Origin of the sequence: Xanthomarina maritima (genome assembly GCF_008084905.1) — a bacterium.
Classification (GTDB): Bacteria; Bacteroidota; Bacteroidia; order Flavobacteriales; family Flavobacteriaceae; genus Xanthomarina; species Xanthomarina maritima.
Window position 1 is genome coordinate 31,962 of record NZ_VSFC01000050.1, and the last position, 21,066, is coordinate 53,027.

Below are 21,066 nucleotides of genomic sequence, written 5' to 3' on the forward strand. Positions count from 1 at the left end.
AGTTATGAGTACACTAACAAAAATAATGGCATCCATCATTCTAGCTATCTTAATGATATCTTGCAATTTTGACGGAAATTTTGGAACTGGAATAAATGGGAACGGTCAAGTAGTTATCAAAGATCGAGCATTAAATGGCTCTTTTAGTTCCATTAAAGTAAGTCGAGGCATCGATTTGTATTTAACACAAAGTGATACCGAAAGTTTAAGCGTAGAAGCAGACGAAAATCTTCAAGAAATAATAACAACAAACATCGAAAATGATGTATTAATTATTACTGCAAGTGAAAACATTGGAAGATCAACTTCTAAAAAAGTAATGCTAAGTTTCAATCATATTTCTGCAATAAAAGCAACAAGTGGTAGTGATGTGGTTTCAAATAATACTATTCGTGTTTCAGATTTAGAATTAAATTCTACCAGTGGAAGCGATATTGAATTAACTTTAGATGCAGAATCTGTTAATTGTCACTCAACAAGTGGAAGCGATATTGAATTAAAAGGTAAAACAAATAATTTTATTGCTGAAGCTACAAGTGGAAGTTCTATAAAAGCTGAAGACCTAATGACATTTAATGCTCAAGTAAAAGCAACTAGTGGAGCAAATATTAGAGTAAACACCTCAAAAAAACTAACTGCAAAGGCATCTAGTGGTGGCGATATAAGATACTCAGGAAATCCAGAAATTATTAAAACTAGCGATGGTGTTTCTGGTTCTATAAAAGGACATTAAACAAACTAATACAACCAAAATAAAAACCACCTTAATCTTTGATACTTAAAGATTAAGGTGGTTTTATTTATTATTATTATTTTAATCTTTCACTTTCTCTTTCAATTTAAAATCAGGATGTCCTGATTGCCAATAAAAGAAAGAAAATATATTTGAAAACTCGTTCAATGTTTTAGTTAACGCCACTCCTCCTCCATGACCTCCGTCAAAATCAGTCAAAAATAAAATAGGAGAATCTCCTGCATTATCATGCTGCATTTTAGCGGCAAATTTAGCAGGCTGCCAAGCTATAACTCTAGGGTCATTAATTCCTGCAGTTATTAACATAGCAGGATAATCTGTTCCTGGTTCTAAATGATGGTATGAGTCCATTTCTAACAATCCTTTAAATTCTTCAGGGTCTTTAACAGAACCAAATTCAGGTGTATTAACGGGACCATTTGGTGTTTCTTCCATTCTTACCATATTCATAGCTCCTACCATTGGTGATGCTGCAACAAATAAATCAGGTCGTTCGGTAACAGATCTTCCTACTAAAATACCGCCAGCACTACCACCAAAAAATGATAGTTTATCTGCTGAAGTATATCCTTCATCAATAAGATACTCTCCTGTTGCAATAGCATCTTTCCAAGTATTAGGTTTGTTAAGTTTTTGCCCTGCTTTATGCCAAGCATCACCTAATTCACCTCCTCCTCTAACATGTGGTACTACCAAAACACCTCCATAAATAGTATAAGCCAATGTAATAGGACTAAAAAATGGACTTGTAGAATTCCCATAAGCTCCATAACTATACATAACTGCAGGTGTTTGACCATCCATTTTCATGTTTTTATTATAAATAATTGATACTGGAACCATAACTCCATCATGAGATTTTACCATAACTTCTTTAGCAACAAGATTTTCTAATTCTGGATATTCAGCTGGTGTTGATAAAGGTTGATAAGTAAAAGTATTATTTTCAGCATTATATAAATAGCGCTTGTTTGGTGAGGTCCAGCCAGATATATTTACCCATACCTCACTATAATCACTTCCTCTAGTTGAAACACTAGCACTTCCTGCTGTAAAAGGCAGTCCTAATTCAATAGGAATTGTTTTGTTTGAAGGTAAAAAATACACTTTTGCCTCTACTCCATTTTTTACAGTACAATAATATAGACCATCTTTAGACGTTGCAATTTGAGTTATATTCTCTGTTTTAGATTCTTCTATAACAATCGTAGCATTTGAAAATTCTGGACTACTTATTGGCGCTTTAACAATTTTATAATTTGGTGCTTCATCATAAGTCAAATAATAAACATCTGTTGAATTAAATGTTGTACTAGTAACTTTATTTTCTCTTGTTAATATAGGCTTCCAATTATTAGGAGTATTAGTATCCTCTATATATAATTTTAAGTTCTTGTCTACAGAACTTGCATACAAAAAATTCTTTCTTGCCTCCTTTGAATAAAAAATATAAGGAGACTCAGACTCAAAAATATTTAAAGGTCCATAATCATCTTTTGAAAAATATTTTTCATCTAAAGATTGATCTGCACCCATTTTATGAACATAATTTGATTTATATATTTGTCTGTTAACATCTTTTAAGTCGGCAGAATTTAATTTATTATAAAAGAAACTGTCTCCAGACTTATGCCATGAAATCCCACTTGCTAATTGCAAAACCTCACTATATTGTTCCCCAGATTTTTTGAAGATGAGTAACTCTGGGTTTTCAGAACCATCAGCTGAAACAGAAACAGCTATTTTATCACCTTTAATATTTGGTGTAATACCTGAAACCGTATAAGTTCCTTCTTCTTTCTTATATTGTGTCGGATCAAAAAACAAAACTTCATTTCCATCATAACCATCACGTTTATACATCTTACTAATTTCTTCACCTGGAACTCTCTTTAAATAAAAATAAGTATTATCATCTGTTATTCTTAAACTTCCAATGGCTGCAGTAGTTCTATTAATAAGCTCCAACATTTTATCAAGTATTTCTTGCTTTCCTGATATATTATCAAGAATTGAGTTTGCATAATTAGTGTTATCCTTCATCCAAGCAACAACACTAGGATCATCTAGGTTTTCGAGATATTGATAAGGGTCATTTAATGTTATACCATGATACGTATTTGTAACATTTTTTTGTGGTGGTGGTTCAGGTTTTACAGATTCTTGAGAAAAAACTGAAAAAGAAAATAAAAATAACAGAGCAAAAAATAGTTGTTTCATATTTTTGAGTTTAGGTGTTAATAAAATACTACTAAAAAAATTCTTGGGGAAGTGACAACAAGGTACAAAAAAACCGAAACAAATGTTTCGGTTTTTAAATTTAATAAATATGTCTAATTAGTTATACGTCGAAGTTGATACTTCAAAAGAAGCATCTTTAGCAGCTAACCAACGTTCTGCATCTAAAGCAGCCATACAACCCGTTCCTGCTGCTGTTACAGCCTGTCTATATACATGATCTGCAGCATCTCCAGAAACAAAAACACCTTCTACATTGGTTTTAGAAGTTCCAGACACATTAATAATATATCCTGTTTCGTCTAAGTTTAAAAAATCTTTAAAAATATCGGTGTTTGGTTTATGTCCAATGGCCACGAAAAATCCTGTTGCTGGAATGTCATGTTTTTCATTGGTTTGATTATTATACACACGAACACCTGTAACCACTTGTCCATCTCCAAGAACCTCTTCTGTTTCAGTATTGTATAAAATTTCAATATTCTCTGTGTTTTTTACTCGAGCAGCCATAATTTTTGAAGCTCTAAACTCATCACGTCTTACCAACATAGTTACTTTTTTACAAAGCTTTGATAAGTAGTGTGCTTCTTCGCAAGCAGAATCTCCTGCTCCAACAATCACCACTTCTTGATTTCTATAAAAGAAACCATCGCAAATGGCACATGCTGAAACACCTCCGCCAAGTTTTAAATATTTTTGTTCTGAATCTAAACCTAAATACATTGCTGAAGCTCCAGTTGAAATAATAACCGTATCGCAATGAATTTCTTTGGTGTCGTTTACCCAAACTTTATGTATATCTCCAGAAAAATCGACTTTAGTCACCCATCCATCACGTACATCTGTTTCAAATCGTTCGGCTTGTTTTTGTAATTCTATCATCATTTCAGGTCCAGTGATTCCATCTGGATAACCAGGGAAATTTTCAACTTCATTAGTTGTTGTTAATTGCCCACCTGGTTGAGTTCCTTGGTATAAAACCGGTTTCATATTTGCTCTAGCTGCATAGATGGCCGCAGTATATCCTGCAGGTCCAGACCCTATAATCAAGCACTTTACTTTTTCTATTTTTTCAGACATTATTATATTTTTTTTACTACAACAAAAGTAGGTTTTTTATACAAAACCATACTTATAAGTTATTAACAGTTATTATGGTTCTATTAATATTGTTGATAGTCATTAAAAAGCCATATTTAATTTTAAAATATGGCTTAAAAAACTATGTTAATTCTAATTATCTTAAAAACTTCTTTAATAATGCATACAAACCATATTTCCCAGCAATACTTAGCACTGAACTAAACCAATTTGAAGGTTTTAGGTTGTCTTGAAATTCGCTTTTAAGAAGTTTCATTTCTTCTAACGCTATTTTTCGCTCTAGGCTTAAACGTTTTAAATCTGTTTCTATATCTTCAAAAGATTGATATTGTTTCATAGTCTACGATTCAAAAAATTTGGAAGAGAGTGATTGTATTATCTTTTTGTTTATGTAGTGTCTGTTATAATATAATATAATGGTAACAATTAAAAACAAACAAGCAACTATTAAGTAACCTAATGCAAAATTATTAAGCCATTGACCTAATGCAAAAGCCAACGAAAAGGTTAGAAAAAATAATGCTAAGAATAAAACGCCTCCAATAATGAGTCCCCTAGTAACAAAACTAATAGACACAGCAATTTGTTGAAATACTTTTAATTTATAATATTCTTCTGTCTTTTTTATATAAGTTTCTCCTGCATCTGTTAACTTTCCAGATGTTTCATTTAAAGATTCTAAGATATTCATTCAATTTAAGATTTTTGATATTTCTTGTTTTTAGCTTTAAGTTCACTCAACTTTTTTTCTAAAGTTGAAATAACATCTTCAGCCTTATGACTAGCATCACTCATAATATGATCTAATTTATCATCTAGACTTTCTTTTTTAGAGGAAACTGTATCTGCAACTTTATCTCTTAAATGATGGGCTCCTTCAGCCATTTTATCACGAGCAGCTGCAGCTTCATCGGCAATTCTTTGTCTAGTTTTTGCCCCTTTATCTGGAGCAAATAATATTCCTAAGGTTGCACCAATTGCTGCTCCTGCTAATATTCCTAATAACGTACTACTTTCTTTTCCCATATTCTTTTGTAAATTTTAAATTTATAAGTTTGATTTAAAATAATGTAACATATAAATTTGAATTATTCAAATGGATTATAACTATTTTAACATTTCAATTCTATTTAAATTTATATATTTTGACATCAAAAGTTTATTAATTACTTTGGTCAAAATAAATCTTCTATCATTTCTTAAATGACAAAAAAACAACAAATCAGCCTTACTGGAGGAAGTGGTCATTTAGGAACTTGTTTAATTACACTTCTTTTAGAACAACAATTTACGGTTAAAGCACTATACAAAAATAACCTACCTAAAATTAAACATCCTAATCTAATTTGGATAAAAGGTGATGTTAAAGACAAAAATTGTATTGAAAAGCTAATTGAAAATACGTCTGTTTTGGTTCACTCAGCTAGTATTATTTCTATAGGTGAAAAAAAACGAGATACTGTTTACCATACCAATGTTATTGGTACTGAAATTGTAATTGAAGCTTGTTTGAATAAAAACATCCAATTAATATACATTAGCTCGTCTAACGCTGTAAAAGAAACAATTAATGATGATGTTTTTGATGAAAGTAGACCTTATAAAACAGAAACAGACTTTCTATATGGCTACACCAAAGCACTAGCTGAACAAAACGTTTTAAAAGCAGTAACTACAAAAAGTTTAGATGCTTTAATTATCAGACCAACTTCTATCATTGGGCCTCCAGACTATATTCCTTCGCATTTTGGCCAAACAATTTTAGATATGTATCATGGAAATATTCCAGCTCTTACAACTGGAGGATATAATTTAGTTGACGTTAGAGATGTTTCACAAACTATTATTAATAGTTTTATTAAAGGAAAAACAGGTGCAGTTTATTTAGTTGGTGGAAATTATTTTAGTTTAAAAGAAATTTCAAAAATGGCAAATTCAAAAAGGAATCCGATAATTATTCCTTTAGATATTCTAATTTTCCTTAGTCCTCTTTTTTCTGTTTTCAATAAACTATTTAAAATGAGATGGCCTGTAACTAGAGAAAGCTTGGTAATTTTAAAAAAAGCTCCAAAAAATGTAGATTCATCTAAAGCCATAGAAAATTTAAATCACACAATTAGACCAACCAAAAACAGCATCGAGAACTTAATTTCTTGGTTTAAAACTGAAAACAAAATATGAGTTTAGAACAATTTAATAACATCTGTATTATTTGGGCAAGTCTTGGAGTAACTACGTTTATATTATTACAATTTGTAACTGCACCTTATGGCAGACACATAAAAAAAGGTTGGGGACCAGAATTACCAAATAAACTAGGTTGGGTTCTTATGGAACTTCCTTCTTTTGCTATTATCTTATATTTTTATTTAAACTTTAGTCAGAGTTCTTATGCACAATTTCTTAACATTTTATGGCTTTTTCATTATTTTAATAGAACCTTTATCTTTCCTTTAAGAATAAGAACTAAAGGAAAGAAAATGCCTTTAACCATAGTGCTTTCTGCCATATTTTTCAATCTTATTAATGCTGGATTAAATGGTTATTTTTTATCTCATTTTGAGCAATATAGTAGTTTAGATTTTGAAAATTGGATGTTTTATTTAGGTCTAACTATTTTTGTTTTAGGTTTTATTTCTAATCAAATAAGTGATTCTATTCTAATTAATTTAAGAAAACCAGATGAAGTAGGTTATAAAATTCCAAATGGATTTTTATTTAAATACATTTCTTGCCCAAATCTTTTAAGTGAAATAATTCAATGGTCTGGTTTTGCCATCATGGCTTGGAATTTACCAGCAACTACCTTTCTTATTTGGACCATTGCAAATTTACTTCCAAGAGCTTTAAATCACCATAAATGGTATCGAGACCATTTTAAAGAGTATCCAATTAATAGGAAAGCCATTATTCCAAAAATATGGTAATTCAATGTTTTATATACTAAATAAAATCACGATATTTAGACCTTGAATCTCCTATTAAGGTTCGTAAAAATATGTCTTTAAACAGCAAGAAAATTTCAAATAAAATAGTCTCATTTAGATGGATTACCATCTTCTTAGTCATTTTAAGCACCTGTTTCTTTGGGTTTCAATTAACAAAATTAACGATTGACGCAGATATCATTAAATCTTTACCTGATGATGATAAAAATGCGAAACTTTTAAAGCATATCAGTAAAAATTTTGGCGGTAATAGTATGGGAGTTATTATTCTGGAAACAGATAATATCTATCAAACAAAAGTTTTAGAACATGTCAGATTATTAACGGATTCTCTTTCAAAAATAGATGGTATAGCTTCAGTTTCAAGTTTAACTAATATTATCAATATTAAAGGTAGCGAATATGGCATTGAAGTTGGTAGATTAGTTGATGAATTTGAGCTACCTACAAGTCCAGAACAATTTGAAGTTCTTAGAAATAATATTCTTTCTAACGACATGTACAAAGGCTCTATTGTTTCTGAAGATGAAACTTCAACTTTAATTATTTTTAATTTAGAGGATGAAGCAATTGTAAATGCTGTTGCCAAAAATGTTTTAAAAACCACCGAAACACTTAATTTACCTGAAACTCTATATTACACAGGCTCTCCAATGCTTGTAACATACATATCTGAGTTAATGAAAAACGATTTAACAAGATTATTACCACTCGCTTTTTTAGTAATTGCAATTATACTTTACTTTAGTTTTAAAACTATTTTAGGAGTTTTATTGCCACTTTTAACAGCTGTAATCTCGATTGTTTGGAGCTTAGGTCTAATGGCTATACTTGGATTTAGTATGTCTATGATTTCTAACAATATTCCAATTATTTTATTAGCCATTGGAAGTGCTTACGCAATCCATGTAATAAATAGAATTAACCAAATACACGACCAAAACAAAACAGACATCGTTCAAACTGCTTTAGCTTATGTGTTGATTCCAGTTATATTAGCATCAATAACAACTATGATTGGTTTTGTATCTTTTATTTTTGGAGCTTATTTAGAAATGATAGTCGACTTTGGCATTTTTACAGCTTTAGGAACTTTATTTGCTTGCATCTTATCTATCTTTTTTGTTCCAGCAATTATGTCTTTTAAAAAATCAGCGTCGAAAGTTAAAACATCCAAAAATGTATTATTAACAAGTTATTTTTTAGAGCCTTTAAATTCTATTCTTTTAAAATATCCAAAACGTATTTTAACTATGTGGATGCTTCTTATAGCAATCAGCATATTTGGATTATTTTCTATTAAACGCAGTGTTGATATTCAAGAGTATTTTAAACATGATAATCCTACCAGATTAGCCGAAAAAATAATGATTGATAAATTTGGAGGAACAAAACCTGTTTTTGTTTTGTTTAAAGGAAACATGCAAAGTCCAGAAGTTTTAAAAACTATGAAAAAGACAGCTGACTATATGGAAGAAAGTCCAGATATTTATACATCAATGTCTATTGCAGATTTAATTTCTGAATTAAATTTTGCCATAACTGGAAATAGAGACATTCCTGAAGATCCAGAACAAATTGAACAGCTTTGGTTTTTATTAGATGGCAACGAAACACTAGAACGCTTTGTTAGTGATGATTTAGATGAAGGCATTATTATTTCTAAATTTAAATCTCCAGACAATCAGTCAAAAAAGGTGTTTTCAGATTATATGAATGCTTTTATTGAAGAAAATTCAACAGAAAAATGTCAGATTGAAATAACTGGAATGCCTTTTGTAGATATTACTATGGATCAAAGTTTAATTAACAGTCAAATGGGAAGTATTTCCATAGCTATTATATTTGTAATATTTATTGTGGGGCTTATTTTACGCTCATTAAAAAGTGGTATTTATGCAGCTATTCCAATTGTTGCAGCCATCATTATTCTATTTGGAGTAATGGGATTAACAGGAATATCGCTAAACATAGCTACCGTTTTAGTTGCCAGTGTGGCATTAGGTATTGGAATCGATTATTCCATTCATATCATATCGCATTTTAATCATGTTTTTAAAGACACTCAAAATTTTAAAATAGCTATAAAAGAATCTATTTTAGTTAGTGGTAATGCAATTATTATTAATGTTATTGCTGTTTCAGCAGGATTTTTAATGCTTGTTTTTTCAGATATGGTTCCTTTACAATATTTTGGATTACTAATAGCAATTAGTATGGTTAGTTCTGGGCTTGGAGCTATAACTTTACTTCCAGCAATTTTAATACTAGTTAACAAAAAATCTTTAAATCAAAATTCAAATGAATTATAAAACATTATCTATTATAACTTTTTTAATATTTAATTTTATTCCCTTTTCTGAAGCACAAAATGCAGAAACATTACTTCAAAATATGGATAAGCTTATGTCTGCACCAAAAGATAGAGTTGCAACAGTAGAAATGACAGTAACTAACAAATTTGAAGATGAAAAAGTTAGAGAAGCCATTTTAAAACAAAAAGGAACAGATAGAAAAATGTACAGATATACAAAGCCTGAAAAAAAAGCTGGAATTGCTACATTATCTCTTCCTGATGACATTATGTGGCTTTATATGCCATCTTTTGGAAAACCTATAAAAATTTCATTATTAAGTAAAAGTCAAGCCTTTACTGGAACTGATTTTTCTTATGAAGATATGAGCGGAATTCCTTATAGCGAAAGATATATCCCAAAGTTATTAAATCCAGATACGCCAAATACTTATATGTTGGAATTAACACCAAGAACCAACAAAACAACTTATTCTAAAATTGTAATTTCAATTGATAAAACTCATTATTACCCTGTTAAAATGGCCTTTTTTGATTTAGATAAAAACTATGAAAAACTAGCAACCTATAAATATGCTAAAAAAGGCAATTATTGGTATGCGCAAGAAGTAATAATGGAAGATTTACAAAAGAGTCATTCCACAAAAATTGTTATGAAAGATATTAAATTCGATCAAGGATTAAAAGATGAAGAATTTGAGGTTGAAAAATTAATATCTAATTAATAAACTTATACGTTTTGTTCTGATACTTTTTATTTTTAATCACATTTCTTATTTCAACCATCGTGAAATAAGGTGAGTCGTCTGCAAACATATTTGCCATCCAAGCAGGAATACCTCCTCCTGGATCCACTTGCATTTCGAAATCAATTTCTAGCCTACCAGAATCTAAAACTTTAGCTTTCCAATAGCCTTTACCAGTTAATCTTACTAAATCTTCTTTGGCAGCCATGTAATTTTCCAAAAGCTTAATTTCTACAAATAAAGTCTTAGTTTTTGGATTCCATTTAAAGCTATTGGAGTAAATACCATCTCTATTTTTATAAGGAAAAGGCACTTTAGCTTCGGCATAATATATTTGAAGAGAATCGCCAGATCTTTTAAGTAACGTTACATCGTTTAACTTATAACCCCAATCTAAAAGGCCTTCTACATCATATAAAACGGATAGAAACGCATGAATGCTTTCATCTATTGTCATTGTTGCTTTAAAAGCTTTAAAGTCTGAAGTACTAACAGGTTTTGTGTAAACTTTTATCCCACTTTCTTCTTTAACTAAATCCCATCCATCTTGTGAAAAAACAGATTGCAATGCTAACATAAAAATCAGCAAACTATATTTCAACTTATTCTTAATCATTTATTATTTCTATATTTTCAGGAATGTTATAATTATATTCTTCAAAAACAAATTTACATGTTGTTTTTAATGTCTCTAGATGATTTTTAGAAATTTTATGAGTATTCTTTTTATAACTTTTTTTACTTTCAATATATGTTTTAAAATTTATTTCAGCTCTTTCAAAACCTGAAAGATTTAATTTTTTATAAATATTGTTTAACACGTCCATTGGGCTTTCTTGAAGACAATCAAAAGACACTTCTACTAAATTTCCTTTTGGAATTAATTCTCGTTGCTTCAAATAATCACTCATCAAGTTTTCATAAAGTTCAAATACCATAACATCTAAAGACTCCCTAGGTATAGTTTGAAGCTGCAAATGAGGCATCATTTTAGAGAAAAAATTGTGTGTTGACAAAAAGACTTCTACTGGATTTCTATGAATATGAATAAATTTTGCGTTTGGAAACATTTCTAACAACATCTCTACACGTCCTGTATTTGGTGGGTTTTTAGAAAGATACATGTTTTTATTTGTGTTTTTTAAAGACTTTTTTATAAGCAATTTGTAATCTGATTTCCAAGATTCTAATTGATTGCTATCTAAGTCTTTAAATTGTATAAAATGTTTATAATATTCTTTAATTTTTTGAGGAAACATCCAGAAATAATAAAAGCTTATAGGAGTTTTATCTCCTAAAGCAAACTCTTCTTCTTGTGGTAACTTTGTATCTAAAACCACATTATCTCCTGCTCTTCTACCTGGAATTAATAATTTAGCAAACCCTTCAAATATAAAATTTCCAATGTTATTAAAAATAGTATCAGGAAATACACTTTGAAACGTGGTTGTATAACCCATTTTCTGGTCTTGACAAAGCAAATTATGCAAATGCGTCGTTCCACTTCGCCAATGACCTACAATAAAAATAGGTGGATTTTTAATGTCTTGCTTTTTATATTTCGGGTTGATAAATAGACGTTCGAAAGTTCTAAATGGAAAGTTTATAATATTAATAAATATAGTAATTAGTAACCTGAAATAATACCGTAAAGATATTTTATTTTTCCATACTAAGCCTAAAACAATATGAAAAGAATAACCTACAGCTGGAGGTAATAAAAATCCTTTTTTACTCTTTTTCACTAATTGAGACATTTGGTTAAGCTATTATATATTTAATCATTTAAAAAAAAATCTTGAAGAATTACATTCCTCAAGATTTTTTTCCATTTCTTTTAACTATATCATTTATTCATTAGGTACAACTTCTTTACTTTTTCTTTTAAAAGTATAAGCATAACCCAAAGAGAATACAAAACTTCCCATATGTACAGTACCATAAGTATCTGTATCGTTTTGTAAAGGTATAAATCCATAAGAGCCTCTAAAGTCAAAAATCAATTCACTTGTATCAGTTAAGTTATAAGTTACTCCTCCTCCAAACATAGCACCAAAATCCATATCTGCTAAATCACTATCGATATCTGTAGTTGCTGTTAAATCACCTTCCACATCAACTAAAATATAATTAGGCATGTCTTCTGTACCAATATTAACAGGAATTTGTAAAGGAATAGTCCCTGCCTCATCCAAATAAAACTGACTTTCACCTGAAGTAACTTGTTCTGGGCTTAAAATAAATTCTACATATAAACCTGCATTAGCATATACGCCCCATTTATCGCCTAAATTCCACTCGTATTTAGCTAAAACCGGAATTCCAATATAATCAAAAACAGCTCTATTATCAAAAGTTGCATAAATTGTTTCAATACCTTGTGATTGTAAATAACCAGATAGTTGTTGACCTTCAGGTGTACTATTCAATGTAGCAGATGGAATAGGTTGCATCCCATTTCTATCACCACCTTTTCTTGCGTAATACAATTCTGTTTTAATAGAAAAGTTTTCTGTAAGGCCATAATCTAAAAAGATACCACCATCAAAACCAGCTACAGTTTCGTAATCTTTACTATAGATATTATCGTCAGTACTTTTAAGATTTGGCAAGCCTATTCCAAGACGAATACCCATTTTTGTTTCTTGTGCAAAACTACCTGACGTTAGTAATACAAACGCTAAAACAATTAGTTTATTAAAATGTTTCATTTATTAATATTTTGTTGGTTAATTATGGTTAAATATAGACAAATTTTATAAAAAGTAGATAGGTGAAAAATTATTATATAATATTTTTACTTTTTAACTTTCATAGGAAAAAAACGTGATACTCTTTTTTGATAATTAGTATATTCTGGATACTTTCCTGCACTAATCTCTTCAGAAAAATCTGAACTTCCCTGAAACAAAACAATTAATAATAAACATCCAGCTATACTCCAATTTATCCATTGACCTGATGCAGACACGCTAAACAGGTAGAAACTTACCCAAATACTTTGTTCAGCAAAATAATTTGGGTGTCTTGAATATGCCCAGAGTCCTTTGTCTAAAAACCCTTTTTTATAATCTCCTGTTAACTCTTCCCCATTTTTAATCATATCATGTTTTTTACTTTGATATCTCCAATGTTGTTGGTCTGCAATGGTTTCATATACTATAAAAAACAACATAAAACCAGCTGCTAAATAATCTAATATTCCTAATGGTGTATTATTAAATTGTAATGCAACAAGTACTGGTAAAGTAAATAACAAAATCAATATATTTTGATACCCAGAAATAAAAAACAAGTTAAAAAGTGTCCATTTCCATTTTGGCTGAAACTCTGGCTTATCTCTTAAAACTTGCCATCTATAATCTTCAACACCTTCCCAGAATTTAATAGTAAAAGCCCCATGTCTAGAGAAGTTATAAGTTAATCTCAAACCCCAAATAGTTACTAAAACAGACATTAAAATTAATCTAGGTGAATAATTCCCGAAATCAGTAATTACCCATGTGTAAACAATTGGAATAATACTCCAAAGTTTATCTACTTGACTATTGTTGTTAGTTAATTCTCCAACAACAAAGCAATATACAACAACTGCTAAATTAATATACAAGACCGTTTTTAAAGCTAATAATTCAGTGTTATCTAAAGGAGTTCCAAAAAAACAAGTAATGATTGGGACAATAAGAAGTGTAGTAATTAAAAGAGAGGCTACTTTTATAATATTCATATAATAAAATTGGTTTAGTTGCAATAAATGTAATCAAATTATGCTATAAAAAAAAAGCTTGAGAAGAAACTCAAGCTTTTAATATAATTTGGTACTATAATTTATTTTATCCCAACCAATTCAAGATCAAAAGTAAGATCCTGACCAGCAAGCGGATGGTTACCATCTACTATAATATGGTCGTCATTTACAGCCACTACTCTAAATTGATTTTCAGAACCATCTGGATTCTTAGAAGCTAAACCCATACCCACTTCAGGAGCCATATCTTGAGGAAGCTGTTCTTTTTTAACTTCGTGAAATAATTCTTTCATTACTTCACCATAAGCTTCAACTTTAGGAATATTTATAGTCTTTTTTTCGTTTAATTTCATATCAATGATAGCTTTTTCAAATCCAGGAATTAACATCCCTTGACCAAGAGTTACCTCTAAAGGTTCTCTTTCTAAAGAGCTATCAAAAACTTGTCCATTGCTTAATTTTCCTGTGTAATGAACTTTTACAGTATCATTCTCTTTTACTTGACTCATAATATATTTTTCTAGTTTTTAAATCTGTACAAAACTATTAATTTATTGAATGAACATCCACCTTTTATGGAATAAATACCTGATAATTAAGATAACATTAACGTATTAAATAAAAAAAGCCCAACATAAAGTTGAGCTTTTAAAGTCGGGGTGGCAGGATTCGAACCTGCGACCTCCGCGTCCCAAACGCGGCGCGATAACCGGGCTACGCTACACCCCGAATTAGTTATCAAAATTTTGAGGTGCAAATATATAGCTTTTCTTTAACAACAAACAAGTTTTTATTTTTTAAATTTAACCTTAAAACTCTATTTAAATGAAATTAAAATATTCACAATATATTATTTTGCTTATAATAAGTATTTTAGCTTGTTCTCAATCAAAAAAACAAAAGGCATCAAGTGACACATATCAAATAATTGTACCTGATTTAAATATTCCATGGGGATTTACTTTTCTTCCAGATAACTCCATGTTAATTACAGAAAAAAAAGGAGAACTTATACATTTTAAAGATGGAAAAAAAACACTTATTCAAGGACTACCAGATATAGAAATCCGTGGCCAAGGTGGTTTTATGGATATAGAGATTCATCCAGATTATAAAAACAATGGTTGGATATACTTTTCTTACGCATCGCCTGAAGGAGAAGAAGAAGGTTGCAATACGGCTATAATGAGGGCAAAAATAGAAAACAACCTACTTGTAAATAAAGCGTTGATATATAAAGCATCACCAAATAGCACTAAAGGACAGCATTTTGGGTCTAGAATTGCATTTGATAAAGATGGATATTTATTTTTCACTATTGGTGATCGTGGTGATAGAGATAATAACCCACAAGATATTTCAAAAGATTGTGGTAAAGTCTATAGATTACATGATGATGGCAAAATTCCAACAGATAACCCTTTTTACAATATTTCTAATACCAAGACTGCTATTTTTTCTTTAGGCCACAGAAATCCTCAAGGCATGAAAAAACATCCAGAAACTGGTGAAATCTGGACTCATGAGCATGGTCCAAAAGGAGGAGATGAAATAAACATTATTAAATCAGGTAAAAACTATGGCTGGCCTTTAGTAACATATGGTGTTAATTATATAGGAACTAAAATTACTGATAATAAAGAACTACCCGGCATGGAGTCTCCAATTCATTATTGGGTACCTTCAATTGCACCAAGCGGTATGGCTTTTATCTCTAGCGACATTTATACTGGATGGAAAGGCAACTTGCTGGTTGGATCTTTAAAATTTGAATATGTTAGCAGATGTATTTTAAAAGATAACAAGGTAATTAAAGAAGAAAAATTACTTGAAGGTCTTGGCAGAGTTCGTTCTCTAGAACAAGGTCCTGATGGTTATATATATGTTGGAATAGAAAAATTAGGTATTGTAAAGCTAATACCTGAAAAATAATGGTTTTATAAGTTTCAATAATACCTCTCGTATTTCCCAATGTAAATAACTAAATTTGTGCTTAAATTTAAATATTAATTCATGCTAATTATTGGTATTGCTGGTGGAACTGGATGTGGAAAAACTACGGTTGTAAATCAAATTTTAGATCAATTGCCTGAAGGTGAAGTTGGCGTTATTTCACAAGATTCTTATTATAAAGACACATCTCATTTAAGCTTCGATGAGCGTGTAAAGATAAATTTCGACCATCCAAGGTCTATCGATTTCGTATTACTAGAATCTCATTTAAAAGAATTAAGAAAAGGAAACGACATTCATCAACCTGTTTATTCTTTTATAAAACATAACAGAACTGGAGATACAATTTTAACACATCCAAGAAAAGTAATGATTGTTGAAGGTATTTTAATTCTAACAAATCCAGAATTAAGAGAGATGTTCGATATTAAAATATTTGTACATGCAGATAGTGATGAAAGATTAATTCGTCGTTTAAAAAGAGATATTACAGAACGTGGAAGAGATATTGAAGAAGTTCTTTCTCGATACCAAAACACGTTAAAGCCTATGCACCAACAATTTATTGAACCCATGAAGGAATATGCAGATATTATTATTCCTAACAATAAGTATAATACAGTAGCTGTGGATATCGTTAAGACTATTATTAATCAACGCTTGGCATAATGGCTAAAAGTAGAAACAAATACCTAAAACCTTTTAGAAACATCTTTGTTTTAATATTAGTTGTATTTGCTGTTTGGATGATTTTTTTTGATGCTAATTCCTGGCTTATACACAATGAATTAAATTCAGATATTGACGAGCTAGAAGATGAAAAGGATTTTTACAAAAACGAAATCATAAAAGATAAAAAAGCTATAAAAGAGTTAAGTACAGAAGAAGGTATTGAAAAACTTGCTAGAGAAAAATATTATATGAAGAAAGAAAATGAAGACATTTACATTATTGAATATGAAGATAGCATAGCTAAAGTGAAAGAAAATGAAAAATAAACTATTTGAAGAATTTAGCGACGTTTCATCTAAAGAATGGAAACAAAAAATTCAAGCCGATTTAAAAGGTGCCGATTATAACGAAACCCTTATTTGGAAAACAAACGAAGGTATTGATGTAAAACCTTTTTATCATGCAGATGAATTCTCTTCTTTACCAAACGTATCATCATCTCAAGCTACGCAATGGCATATTTGCGATACCATTTTTGTTTCAGATGTTAAAAAATCGAATCACTATGCAAAAGAATTTTTAAGTAGAGGCGCACAAAGTATTAAATTTATTATTCCTTCAAAAGATGTTTCATTAAACACGCTTTTAAAAGGTATCGATGCTTATGCTAATTCTTTATATTTTGAACTTAAATTTTTAGATTCTAAATTTGCCAAAACACTTGCACAATTTCCCTTTGAAGCTAAAATCTACATCAATACAGACATTATTGGCAATCTGGCTAGAACTGGAAACTGGTTTACATCACTTGAAGCAGATCATCAACATTTTGATACTATAATTAAAGAAACTTCAACTTTTAGTGTTGATTTATCTTTATTCCAAAATGCTGGAGCAACTATCATTCAGCAGTTGGCTTATGCTTTAGCCCAATCAAATGAATATTTAAATCATGTAGACAACAAGGAATCAATTCATGTAATTTTTAATGTTTCAGTTGGTACAAATTACTTCTTTGAAATAGCTAAACTTAGAGCTTTACGTTTACTTTGGAAGACTTTAGCTTCTGAATATAACATCACTTCAGACTGTCATATTTTTGCTACTCCAACCAAACGCAATAAAACATTATACGATTATAACACCAATTTGCTTCGTACAACAACAGAATGTATGAGTGCAATTTTAGGTGGAGCGAATACCATTAACAATCTAGCTTACGATGCTATTTATCATAAATCTAACGAATTTGGAAATCGAATTTCTAGAAATCAACTTTTGGTTTTAAAGCATGAAAGCTATTTCGATAAAGTTAATAATCCTTCAGATGGAACTTATTATATCGAAAGTCTTACACAGCAATTAGCTGAAAAAGCATTGGAATTATTTAAAGATATTGAAAGAAATGGCGGCTTTTTAAAACAATTGAAAGAAGGCATTATTCAAAGAAAAATAAAAGAAAGCGCCGAAACTGAACAAACTCAATTCAATTTTGGCGAAGAAGTTTTATTAGGGACCAATAAGCATCCAAATCCTAATGATAAAATGAAACATGAATTAGAACTTTATCCTTTTGTCAAAACAAACCCAAGAAAGACTCTAGTTGAACCAATTATTGAAAAAAGACTAGCTGAAACTACAGAACAAAATAGATTAAAAACTGAATAAATCTCAAATAAAAATTATGAGCAAATTAAACCTTAAAATTACTTTTATTGCATTAAGTCTAACTCTTTTTAACTGTAAAAAAGAGTCAACAGAATTTGAAAATTTTAAGTTTGCAAATGAAGAAAATATTTTAATCTGCGAAAACTTAGACACCAAATTATATGTTGAAGCACTTCTTTCATTTGAAGATGATATTGCTTTGTATTACGATGAAAAAAATAAAAATATAAGGAGAGCTCATTCATTTTATTTCAGAGATGCTATAGCTAATAGAGCAAAATATGAAGAATTTGTTTCACCTCATACAATGGAGGTTTTTGAATCTTTAAAACAAGATAAATACCTTTGGAATGAAGATAATAGCATCAACTACAATGCAGATATTTTCACCTGTCTTTCAAGTAATTTTAAGGTTGAAGGTTTACAAACAACATTTAATGCTTTAGTATCTACAAATAGTATGAGTCCTGAGCTTTTTGGTGCTCCATTAAAAGCACATGTTAAAAATGCACATGAAGACAGATATATGGCAACCTATATTGCATTAGATTTATTTTATGCAAAACTATTTAATGTAGACCCTGCAACTATTACTGAAAGAACTGGATCTACATTAAACAATAAAATAAAAAATTTACCAGCTATAAATGCAGCAAAAGTCAACCAAGAAAATGCAGTTAAAATAGAACAGAAAGAATCTCAAGAATAGACTAAGCAATAATATGTCAAGAAAAAACATTCAAAATATAATCCTTCAAGAAAGTAAAAGGCAAGAGGAAAAAGATAATAAAATCTTTAAAACTGCCGAAGATATCGATGTAAAATCTACTTACTCAAAAGAAGATTTAAACAACCTTGAACATCTAAACTTTGTTGCAGGAATCTCTCCATATCTTCGTGGACCATATAGTACCATGTATGTTCGTAGACCTTGGACTATTCGTCAATATGCTGGGTTTTCAACTGCTGAAGATAGCAATGCTTTTTACAGACGGAATTTAGCTGCTGGACAAAAAGGCTTGTCCGTAGCTTTCGATTTAGCGACGCATAGAGGATACGATTCAGATCACGAACGTGTGTTTGGAGATGTTGGAAAAGCAGGAGTTGCAATCGATTCTGTTGAAGACATGAAAATCCTTTTTGATCAGATTCCTCTGGATAAAATGTCTGTTTCCATGACCATGAATGGAGCTGTACTACCAATAATGGCATTTTATATTGTGGCTGCTGAAGAGCAAGGAGTTTCTCCTGAACAACTAGCTGGAACTATTCAAAATGATATTTTAAAGGAGTTTATGGTACGTAACACTTACATCTATCCTCCTACGCCATCTATGAAAATTATTTCAGATATTTTTGAATACACTAGCAAGAACATGCCAAAATTCAATAGTATCAGTATTTCTGGATACCACATGCAAGAAGCTGGAGCCACTTGCGATATTGAATTAGCTTACACACTTGCAGATGGTTTAGAATACATAAAAAAAGGCTTAGATGCTGGAATGGACATCGATACCTTTGCTCCTAGATTATCATTCTTTTGGGCTATTGGCATGAATCATTTTATGGAAATTGCTAAAATGAGAGCTGCCAGAATGCTATGGGCAAAAATGGTGAAACATTTTAATCCGAAAGACAAAAAATCGTTAGCTTTAAGAACCCATTGTCAAACTTCTGGATGGAGTTTAACAGAGCAAGACCCTTTTAATAATGTAGCGCGAACCTGTATAGAAGCTGCTGCTGCTGCTTTTGGTGGCACGCAATCTTTACACACAAATGCTTTAGATGAAGCCATTGCGCTACCTACAGATTTTTCTGCAAGAATTGCTAGAAATACACAAATCTATCTTCAAGAAGAAACTAAGATTACGAAAACGGTTGACCCTTGGGCTGGAAGTTTTTATGTTGAAAAACTAACAGATGACATTGCAAGAAAAGCTTGGGAATTAATTGAAGAAGTTGAAGAACTTGGGGGTATGACAAAAGCCATTGAAGCTGGCATCCCAAAATTACGAATAGAAGAAGCTGCTGCAAGAAAACAAGCCAGAATAGATTCTGGTGAAGATATTATAGTTGGTGTTAATAAATATAGATTAGATCAAGAAGACCCTATTTCTACTTTAGAAGTCGATAATCAAACAGTAAGAAATCAGCAAATAGAACTATTAACAAAAATTAAAGCTGAAAGAAATTCTGATAAAGTACAAAAAGCTTTAGCTAATTTAACAGCTGCTGCCCAATCAGGACAAGAAAATTTATTAGCTTTAGCTGTTGAAGCTGCTCGTGAAAGAGCAACTCTTGGTGAAATAAGCGATGCTTTAGAAACTGTTTTCGGACGTTATAAAGCACAAATTAAATCTTTTTCTGGTGTGTATAGTAAAGAAATAAAAGATGATGCCTCTTTTAATAAGGCTAAAGAATTAGCAGATAAGTTTGCTGAACAAGATGGCAGAAGACCACGTATCATGATTGCCAAAATGGGACAAGATGGTCATGATCGTGGAGCCAAAGTGGTTGCTACTGGTTATGCAGATGTTGGCTTTGATGTGGATATTGGACCACTTTTCCAAACACCACAAGAAGCAGCAAAACAAGCAGTAGAAAATGATGTGCATATTCTAGGTGTTTCTTCTTTAGCTGCTGGACATAAAACCTTGGTTCCACAAGTTATCGAAGAACTTAAAAAATATGGCAGAGACGATATTATGGTGGTTGTTGGAGGTGTTATCCCGAAACAGGATTACCAATATTTATTTGATGCTGGAGCTATGGCTGTATTTGGCCCTGGAACTAAAATTAGTGATGCTGCGATACAGATTTTGGAGATTTTGATTGATTAGAATAAAGAGACTAAAGATTCTTAATATTTTGAATATTATATATTTAACAACTTAATTGACTTGATACAGTAAGTTGTGATT

Annotated in this window: 21 protein-coding genes and 1 tRNA gene; 11 read left to right on the top strand and 11 right to left on the bottom strand. The window is 30.6% G+C overall.

Features of this window, described 5'->3' with window-relative positions:
• The first annotated feature begins 4 nt into the window (after positions 1 to 4).
• Positions 5 to 733, top strand: a complete 729-nt coding sequence (locus tag FVF61_RS09300) for a head GIN domain-containing protein (RefSeq protein ID WP_199757295.1) — start codon at positions 5 to 7, stop codon at positions 731 to 733.
• An 81-nt stretch (positions 734 to 814) separates the two neighbouring features.
• Here the strand turns inward: FVF61_RS09300 and FVF61_RS09305 are convergent, their stop codons facing one another.
• From FVF61_RS09305 to FVF61_RS09325, 5 genes are all read right to left on the bottom strand, one after another.
• Positions 815 to 2,974, bottom strand: coding sequence for a prolyl oligopeptidase family serine peptidase (locus FVF61_RS09305; RefSeq protein ID WP_148455600.1), 2,160 nt, complete (start codon positions 2,972 to 2,974; stop codon positions 815 to 817).
• Between the two features lie 117 nt (positions 2,975 to 3,091).
• Entirely contained in the window at positions 3,092 to 4,072 is a 981-nt protein-coding gene (gene trxB / locus FVF61_RS09310; RefSeq protein WP_148455602.1) for a thioredoxin-disulfide reductase, read from the bottom strand.
• Between the two features lie 157 nt (positions 4,073 to 4,229).
• On the bottom strand, positions 4,230 to 4,430 hold the full coding sequence (locus FVF61_RS09315; RefSeq protein ID WP_148455604.1) for a DUF6327 family protein: 201 nt from the start codon (positions 4,428 to 4,430) through the stop codon (positions 4,230 to 4,232).
• A 3-nt stretch (positions 4,431 to 4,433) separates the two neighbouring features.
• Entirely contained in the window at positions 4,434 to 4,784 is a 351-nt protein-coding gene (locus FVF61_RS09320) for a hypothetical protein (protein WP_148455606.1), read from the bottom strand.
• Positions 4,785 to 4,789: 5 nt separating this feature from the next.
• On the bottom strand, positions 4,790 to 5,119 hold the full coding sequence (locus tag FVF61_RS09325; RefSeq protein ID WP_148455608.1) for a YtxH domain-containing protein: 330 nt from the start codon (positions 5,117 to 5,119) through the stop codon (positions 4,790 to 4,792).
• A gap of 177 nt (positions 5,120 to 5,296) precedes the next feature.
• Here FVF61_RS09325 and FVF61_RS09330 point away from each other — a divergent pair, with 177 nt between their 5' ends.
• From FVF61_RS09330 to FVF61_RS09345, 4 genes are all read left to right on the top strand, one after another.
• The gene (locus tag FVF61_RS09330) at positions 5,297 to 6,274 is read left to right on the top strand and encodes an NAD-dependent epimerase/dehydratase family protein (RefSeq protein ID WP_148455610.1); all 978 of its coding nucleotides are present in this window, start codon (positions 5,297 to 5,299) and stop codon (positions 6,272 to 6,274) included.
• The gene (locus FVF61_RS09335; protein WP_148455612.1) at positions 6,271 to 7,020 is read left to right on the top strand and encodes a DUF1295 domain-containing protein; all 750 of its coding nucleotides are present in this window, start codon (positions 6,271 to 6,273) and stop codon (positions 7,018 to 7,020) included. The genes FVF61_RS09330 and FVF61_RS09335 overlap by 4 nt, the downstream gene beginning before the upstream one ends.
• Positions 7,021 to 7,091: 71 nt before the next feature.
• Positions 7,092 to 9,353 carry an efflux RND transporter permease subunit gene (locus FVF61_RS09340; RefSeq protein ID WP_148455614.1) on the top strand — a complete coding sequence of 754 codons (2,262 nt, stop codon included), beginning with the start codon at positions 7,092 to 7,094 and terminating at the stop codon, positions 9,351 to 9,353.
• Positions 9,343 to 10,080: an outer membrane lipoprotein-sorting protein gene (locus FVF61_RS09345; RefSeq protein WP_148455616.1), complete on the top strand. Its 738-nt coding sequence runs from the start codon at positions 9,343 to 9,345 to the stop codon at positions 10,078 to 10,080. Before FVF61_RS09340 ends, FVF61_RS09345 begins: the two co-directional genes overlap by 11 nt.
• On the opposite strand, the gene FVF61_RS09350 is transcribed toward FVF61_RS09345, so the two are convergent.
• From FVF61_RS09350 to FVF61_RS09375, 6 genes are all read right to left on the bottom strand, one after another.
• Positions 10,073 to 10,717, bottom strand: coding sequence for an SRPBCC family protein (locus FVF61_RS09350; protein ID WP_148455618.1), 645 nt, complete (start codon positions 10,715 to 10,717; stop codon positions 10,073 to 10,075). The two genes, FVF61_RS09345 and FVF61_RS09350, sit on opposite strands and share 8 nt — an antisense overlap.
• Positions 10,710 to 11,858 carry a sulfotransferase family protein gene (locus FVF61_RS09355; RefSeq protein ID WP_148455620.1) on the bottom strand — a complete coding sequence of 383 codons (1,149 nt, stop codon included), beginning with the start codon at positions 11,856 to 11,858 and terminating at the stop codon, positions 10,710 to 10,712. The genes FVF61_RS09350 and FVF61_RS09355 overlap by 8 nt, the downstream gene beginning before the upstream one ends.
• A gap of 93 nt (positions 11,859 to 11,951) precedes the next feature.
• Positions 11,952 to 12,812: a porin family protein gene (locus FVF61_RS09360; protein ID WP_148455622.1), complete on the bottom strand. Its 861-nt coding sequence runs from the start codon at positions 12,810 to 12,812 to the stop codon at positions 11,952 to 11,954.
• 86 nt (positions 12,813 to 12,898) lie between these two features.
• Entirely contained in the window at positions 12,899 to 13,828 is a 930-nt protein-coding gene (locus FVF61_RS09365) for a DUF1295 domain-containing protein (RefSeq protein ID WP_148455624.1), read from the bottom strand.
• Positions 13,829 to 13,929: 101 nt separating this feature from the next.
• Positions 13,930 to 14,358, bottom strand: coding sequence for an FKBP-type peptidyl-prolyl cis-trans isomerase (locus FVF61_RS09370; RefSeq protein ID WP_148455626.1), 429 nt, complete (start codon positions 14,356 to 14,358; stop codon positions 13,930 to 13,932).
• A gap of 145 nt (positions 14,359 to 14,503) precedes the next feature.
• Positions 14,504 to 14,578 (bottom strand) — tRNA-Pro (locus FVF61_RS09375).
• Positions 14,579 to 14,674: 96 nt separating this feature from the next.
• Between FVF61_RS09375 and FVF61_RS09380 the strand changes: the two genes are divergently transcribed.
• The 6 genes from FVF61_RS09380 to scpA all read left to right on the top strand — a co-directional run bounded on the left by FVF61_RS09380 (position 14,675) and on the right by scpA (position 20,985).
• Complete coding sequence (locus FVF61_RS09380; RefSeq protein WP_148455628.1) at positions 14,675 to 15,781, top strand: PQQ-dependent sugar dehydrogenase; 1,107 nt, start codon at positions 14,675 to 14,677, stop codon at positions 15,779 to 15,781.
• An 81-nt stretch (positions 15,782 to 15,862) separates the two neighbouring features.
• Positions 15,863 to 16,471: a uridine kinase gene (gene udk, locus FVF61_RS09385; protein ID WP_148455630.1), complete on the top strand. Its 609-nt coding sequence runs from the start codon at positions 15,863 to 15,865 to the stop codon at positions 16,469 to 16,471.
• On the top strand, positions 16,471 to 16,800 hold the full coding sequence (locus FVF61_RS09390) for an FtsB family cell division protein (RefSeq protein WP_148455632.1): 330 nt from the start codon (positions 16,471 to 16,473) through the stop codon (positions 16,798 to 16,800). The genes udk and FVF61_RS09390 overlap by 1 nt, the downstream gene beginning before the upstream one ends.
• Complete coding sequence (locus FVF61_RS09395; RefSeq protein ID WP_148455634.1) at positions 16,790 to 18,142, top strand: methylmalonyl-CoA mutase subunit beta; 1,353 nt, start codon at positions 16,790 to 16,792, stop codon at positions 18,140 to 18,142. The genes FVF61_RS09390 and FVF61_RS09395 overlap by 11 nt, the downstream gene beginning before the upstream one ends.
• Positions 18,143 to 18,158: 16 nt before the next feature.
• On the top strand, positions 18,159 to 18,851 hold the full coding sequence (locus FVF61_RS09400) for a hypothetical protein (protein WP_148455636.1): 693 nt from the start codon (positions 18,159 to 18,161) through the stop codon (positions 18,849 to 18,851).
• 13 nt (positions 18,852 to 18,864) lie between these two features.
• On the top strand, positions 18,865 to 20,985 hold the full coding sequence (gene scpA, locus FVF61_RS09405) for a methylmalonyl-CoA mutase (RefSeq protein WP_148455638.1): 2,121 nt from the start codon (positions 18,865 to 18,867) through the stop codon (positions 20,983 to 20,985).
• Positions 20,986 to 21,066 lie beyond the last annotated feature (81 nt).

Excerpts from the sequence above, each read along its gene's own strand:
- FVF61_RS09330 (WP_148455610.1), top strand. The coding sequence starts at position 5,297 with ATGACAAAAAAACAACAAATCAGCCTTACTGGAGGAAGTGGTCATTTA.
- FVF61_RS09305 (WP_148455600.1), bottom strand. The coding sequence starts at position 2,974 with ATGAAACAACTATTTTTTGCTCTGTTATTTTTATTTTCTTTTTCAGTT.
- FVF61_RS09365 (WP_148455624.1), bottom strand. The coding sequence starts at position 13,828 with ATGAATATTATAAAAGTAGCCTCTCTTTTAATTACTACACTTCTTATT.
- FVF61_RS09360 (WP_148455622.1), bottom strand. The coding sequence starts at position 12,812 with ATGAAACATTTTAATAAACTAATTGTTTTAGCGTTTGTATTACTAACG.
- FVF61_RS09325 (WP_148455608.1), bottom strand. The coding sequence starts at position 5,119 with ATGGGAAAAGAAAGTAGTACGTTATTAGGAATATTAGCAGGAGCAGCA.
- scpA (WP_148455638.1), top strand. The coding sequence starts at position 18,865 with ATGTCAAGAAAAAACATTCAAAATATAATCCTTCAAGAAAGTAAAAGG.
- FVF61_RS09320 (WP_148455606.1), bottom strand. The coding sequence starts at position 4,784 with ATGAATATCTTAGAATCTTTAAATGAAACATCTGGAAAGTTAACAGAT.
- FVF61_RS09400 (WP_148455636.1), top strand. The coding sequence starts at position 18,159 with ATGAGCAAATTAAACCTTAAAATTACTTTTATTGCATTAAGTCTAACT.
- FVF61_RS09335 (WP_148455612.1), top strand. The coding sequence starts at position 6,271 with ATGAGTTTAGAACAATTTAATAACATCTGTATTATTTGGGCAAGTCTT.
- FVF61_RS09390 (WP_148455632.1), top strand. The coding sequence starts at position 16,471 with ATGGCTAAAAGTAGAAACAAATACCTAAAACCTTTTAGAAACATCTTT.
- FVF61_RS09315 (WP_148455604.1), bottom strand. The coding sequence starts at position 4,430 with ATGAAACAATATCAATCTTTTGAAGATATAGAAACAGATTTAAAACGT.
- FVF61_RS09355 (WP_148455620.1), bottom strand. The coding sequence starts at position 11,858 with ATGTCTCAATTAGTGAAAAAGAGTAAAAAAGGATTTTTATTACCTCCA.
- udk (WP_148455630.1), top strand. The coding sequence starts at position 15,863 with ATGCTAATTATTGGTATTGCTGGTGGAACTGGATGTGGAAAAACTACG.
- FVF61_RS09370 (WP_148455626.1), bottom strand. The coding sequence starts at position 14,358 with ATGAGTCAAGTAAAAGAGAATGATACTGTAAAAGTTCATTACACAGGA.
- FVF61_RS09350 (WP_148455618.1), bottom strand. The coding sequence starts at position 10,717 with ATGATTAAGAATAAGTTGAAATATAGTTTGCTGATTTTTATGTTAGCA.
- trxB (WP_148455602.1), bottom strand. The coding sequence starts at position 4,072 with ATGTCTGAAAAAATAGAAAAAGTAAAGTGCTTGATTATAGGGTCTGGA.
- FVF61_RS09340 (WP_148455614.1), top strand. The coding sequence starts at position 7,092 with ATGTCTTTAAACAGCAAGAAAATTTCAAATAAAATAGTCTCATTTAGA.
- FVF61_RS09395 (WP_148455634.1), top strand. The coding sequence starts at position 16,790 with ATGAAAAATAAACTATTTGAAGAATTTAGCGACGTTTCATCTAAAGAA.
- FVF61_RS09380 (WP_148455628.1), top strand. The coding sequence starts at position 14,675 with ATGAAATTAAAATATTCACAATATATTATTTTGCTTATAATAAGTATT.
- FVF61_RS09345 (WP_148455616.1), top strand. The coding sequence starts at position 9,343 with ATGAATTATAAAACATTATCTATTATAACTTTTTTAATATTTAATTTT.
- FVF61_RS09300 (WP_199757295.1), top strand. The coding sequence starts at position 5 with ATGAGTACACTAACAAAAATAATGGCATCCATCATTCTAGCTATCTTA.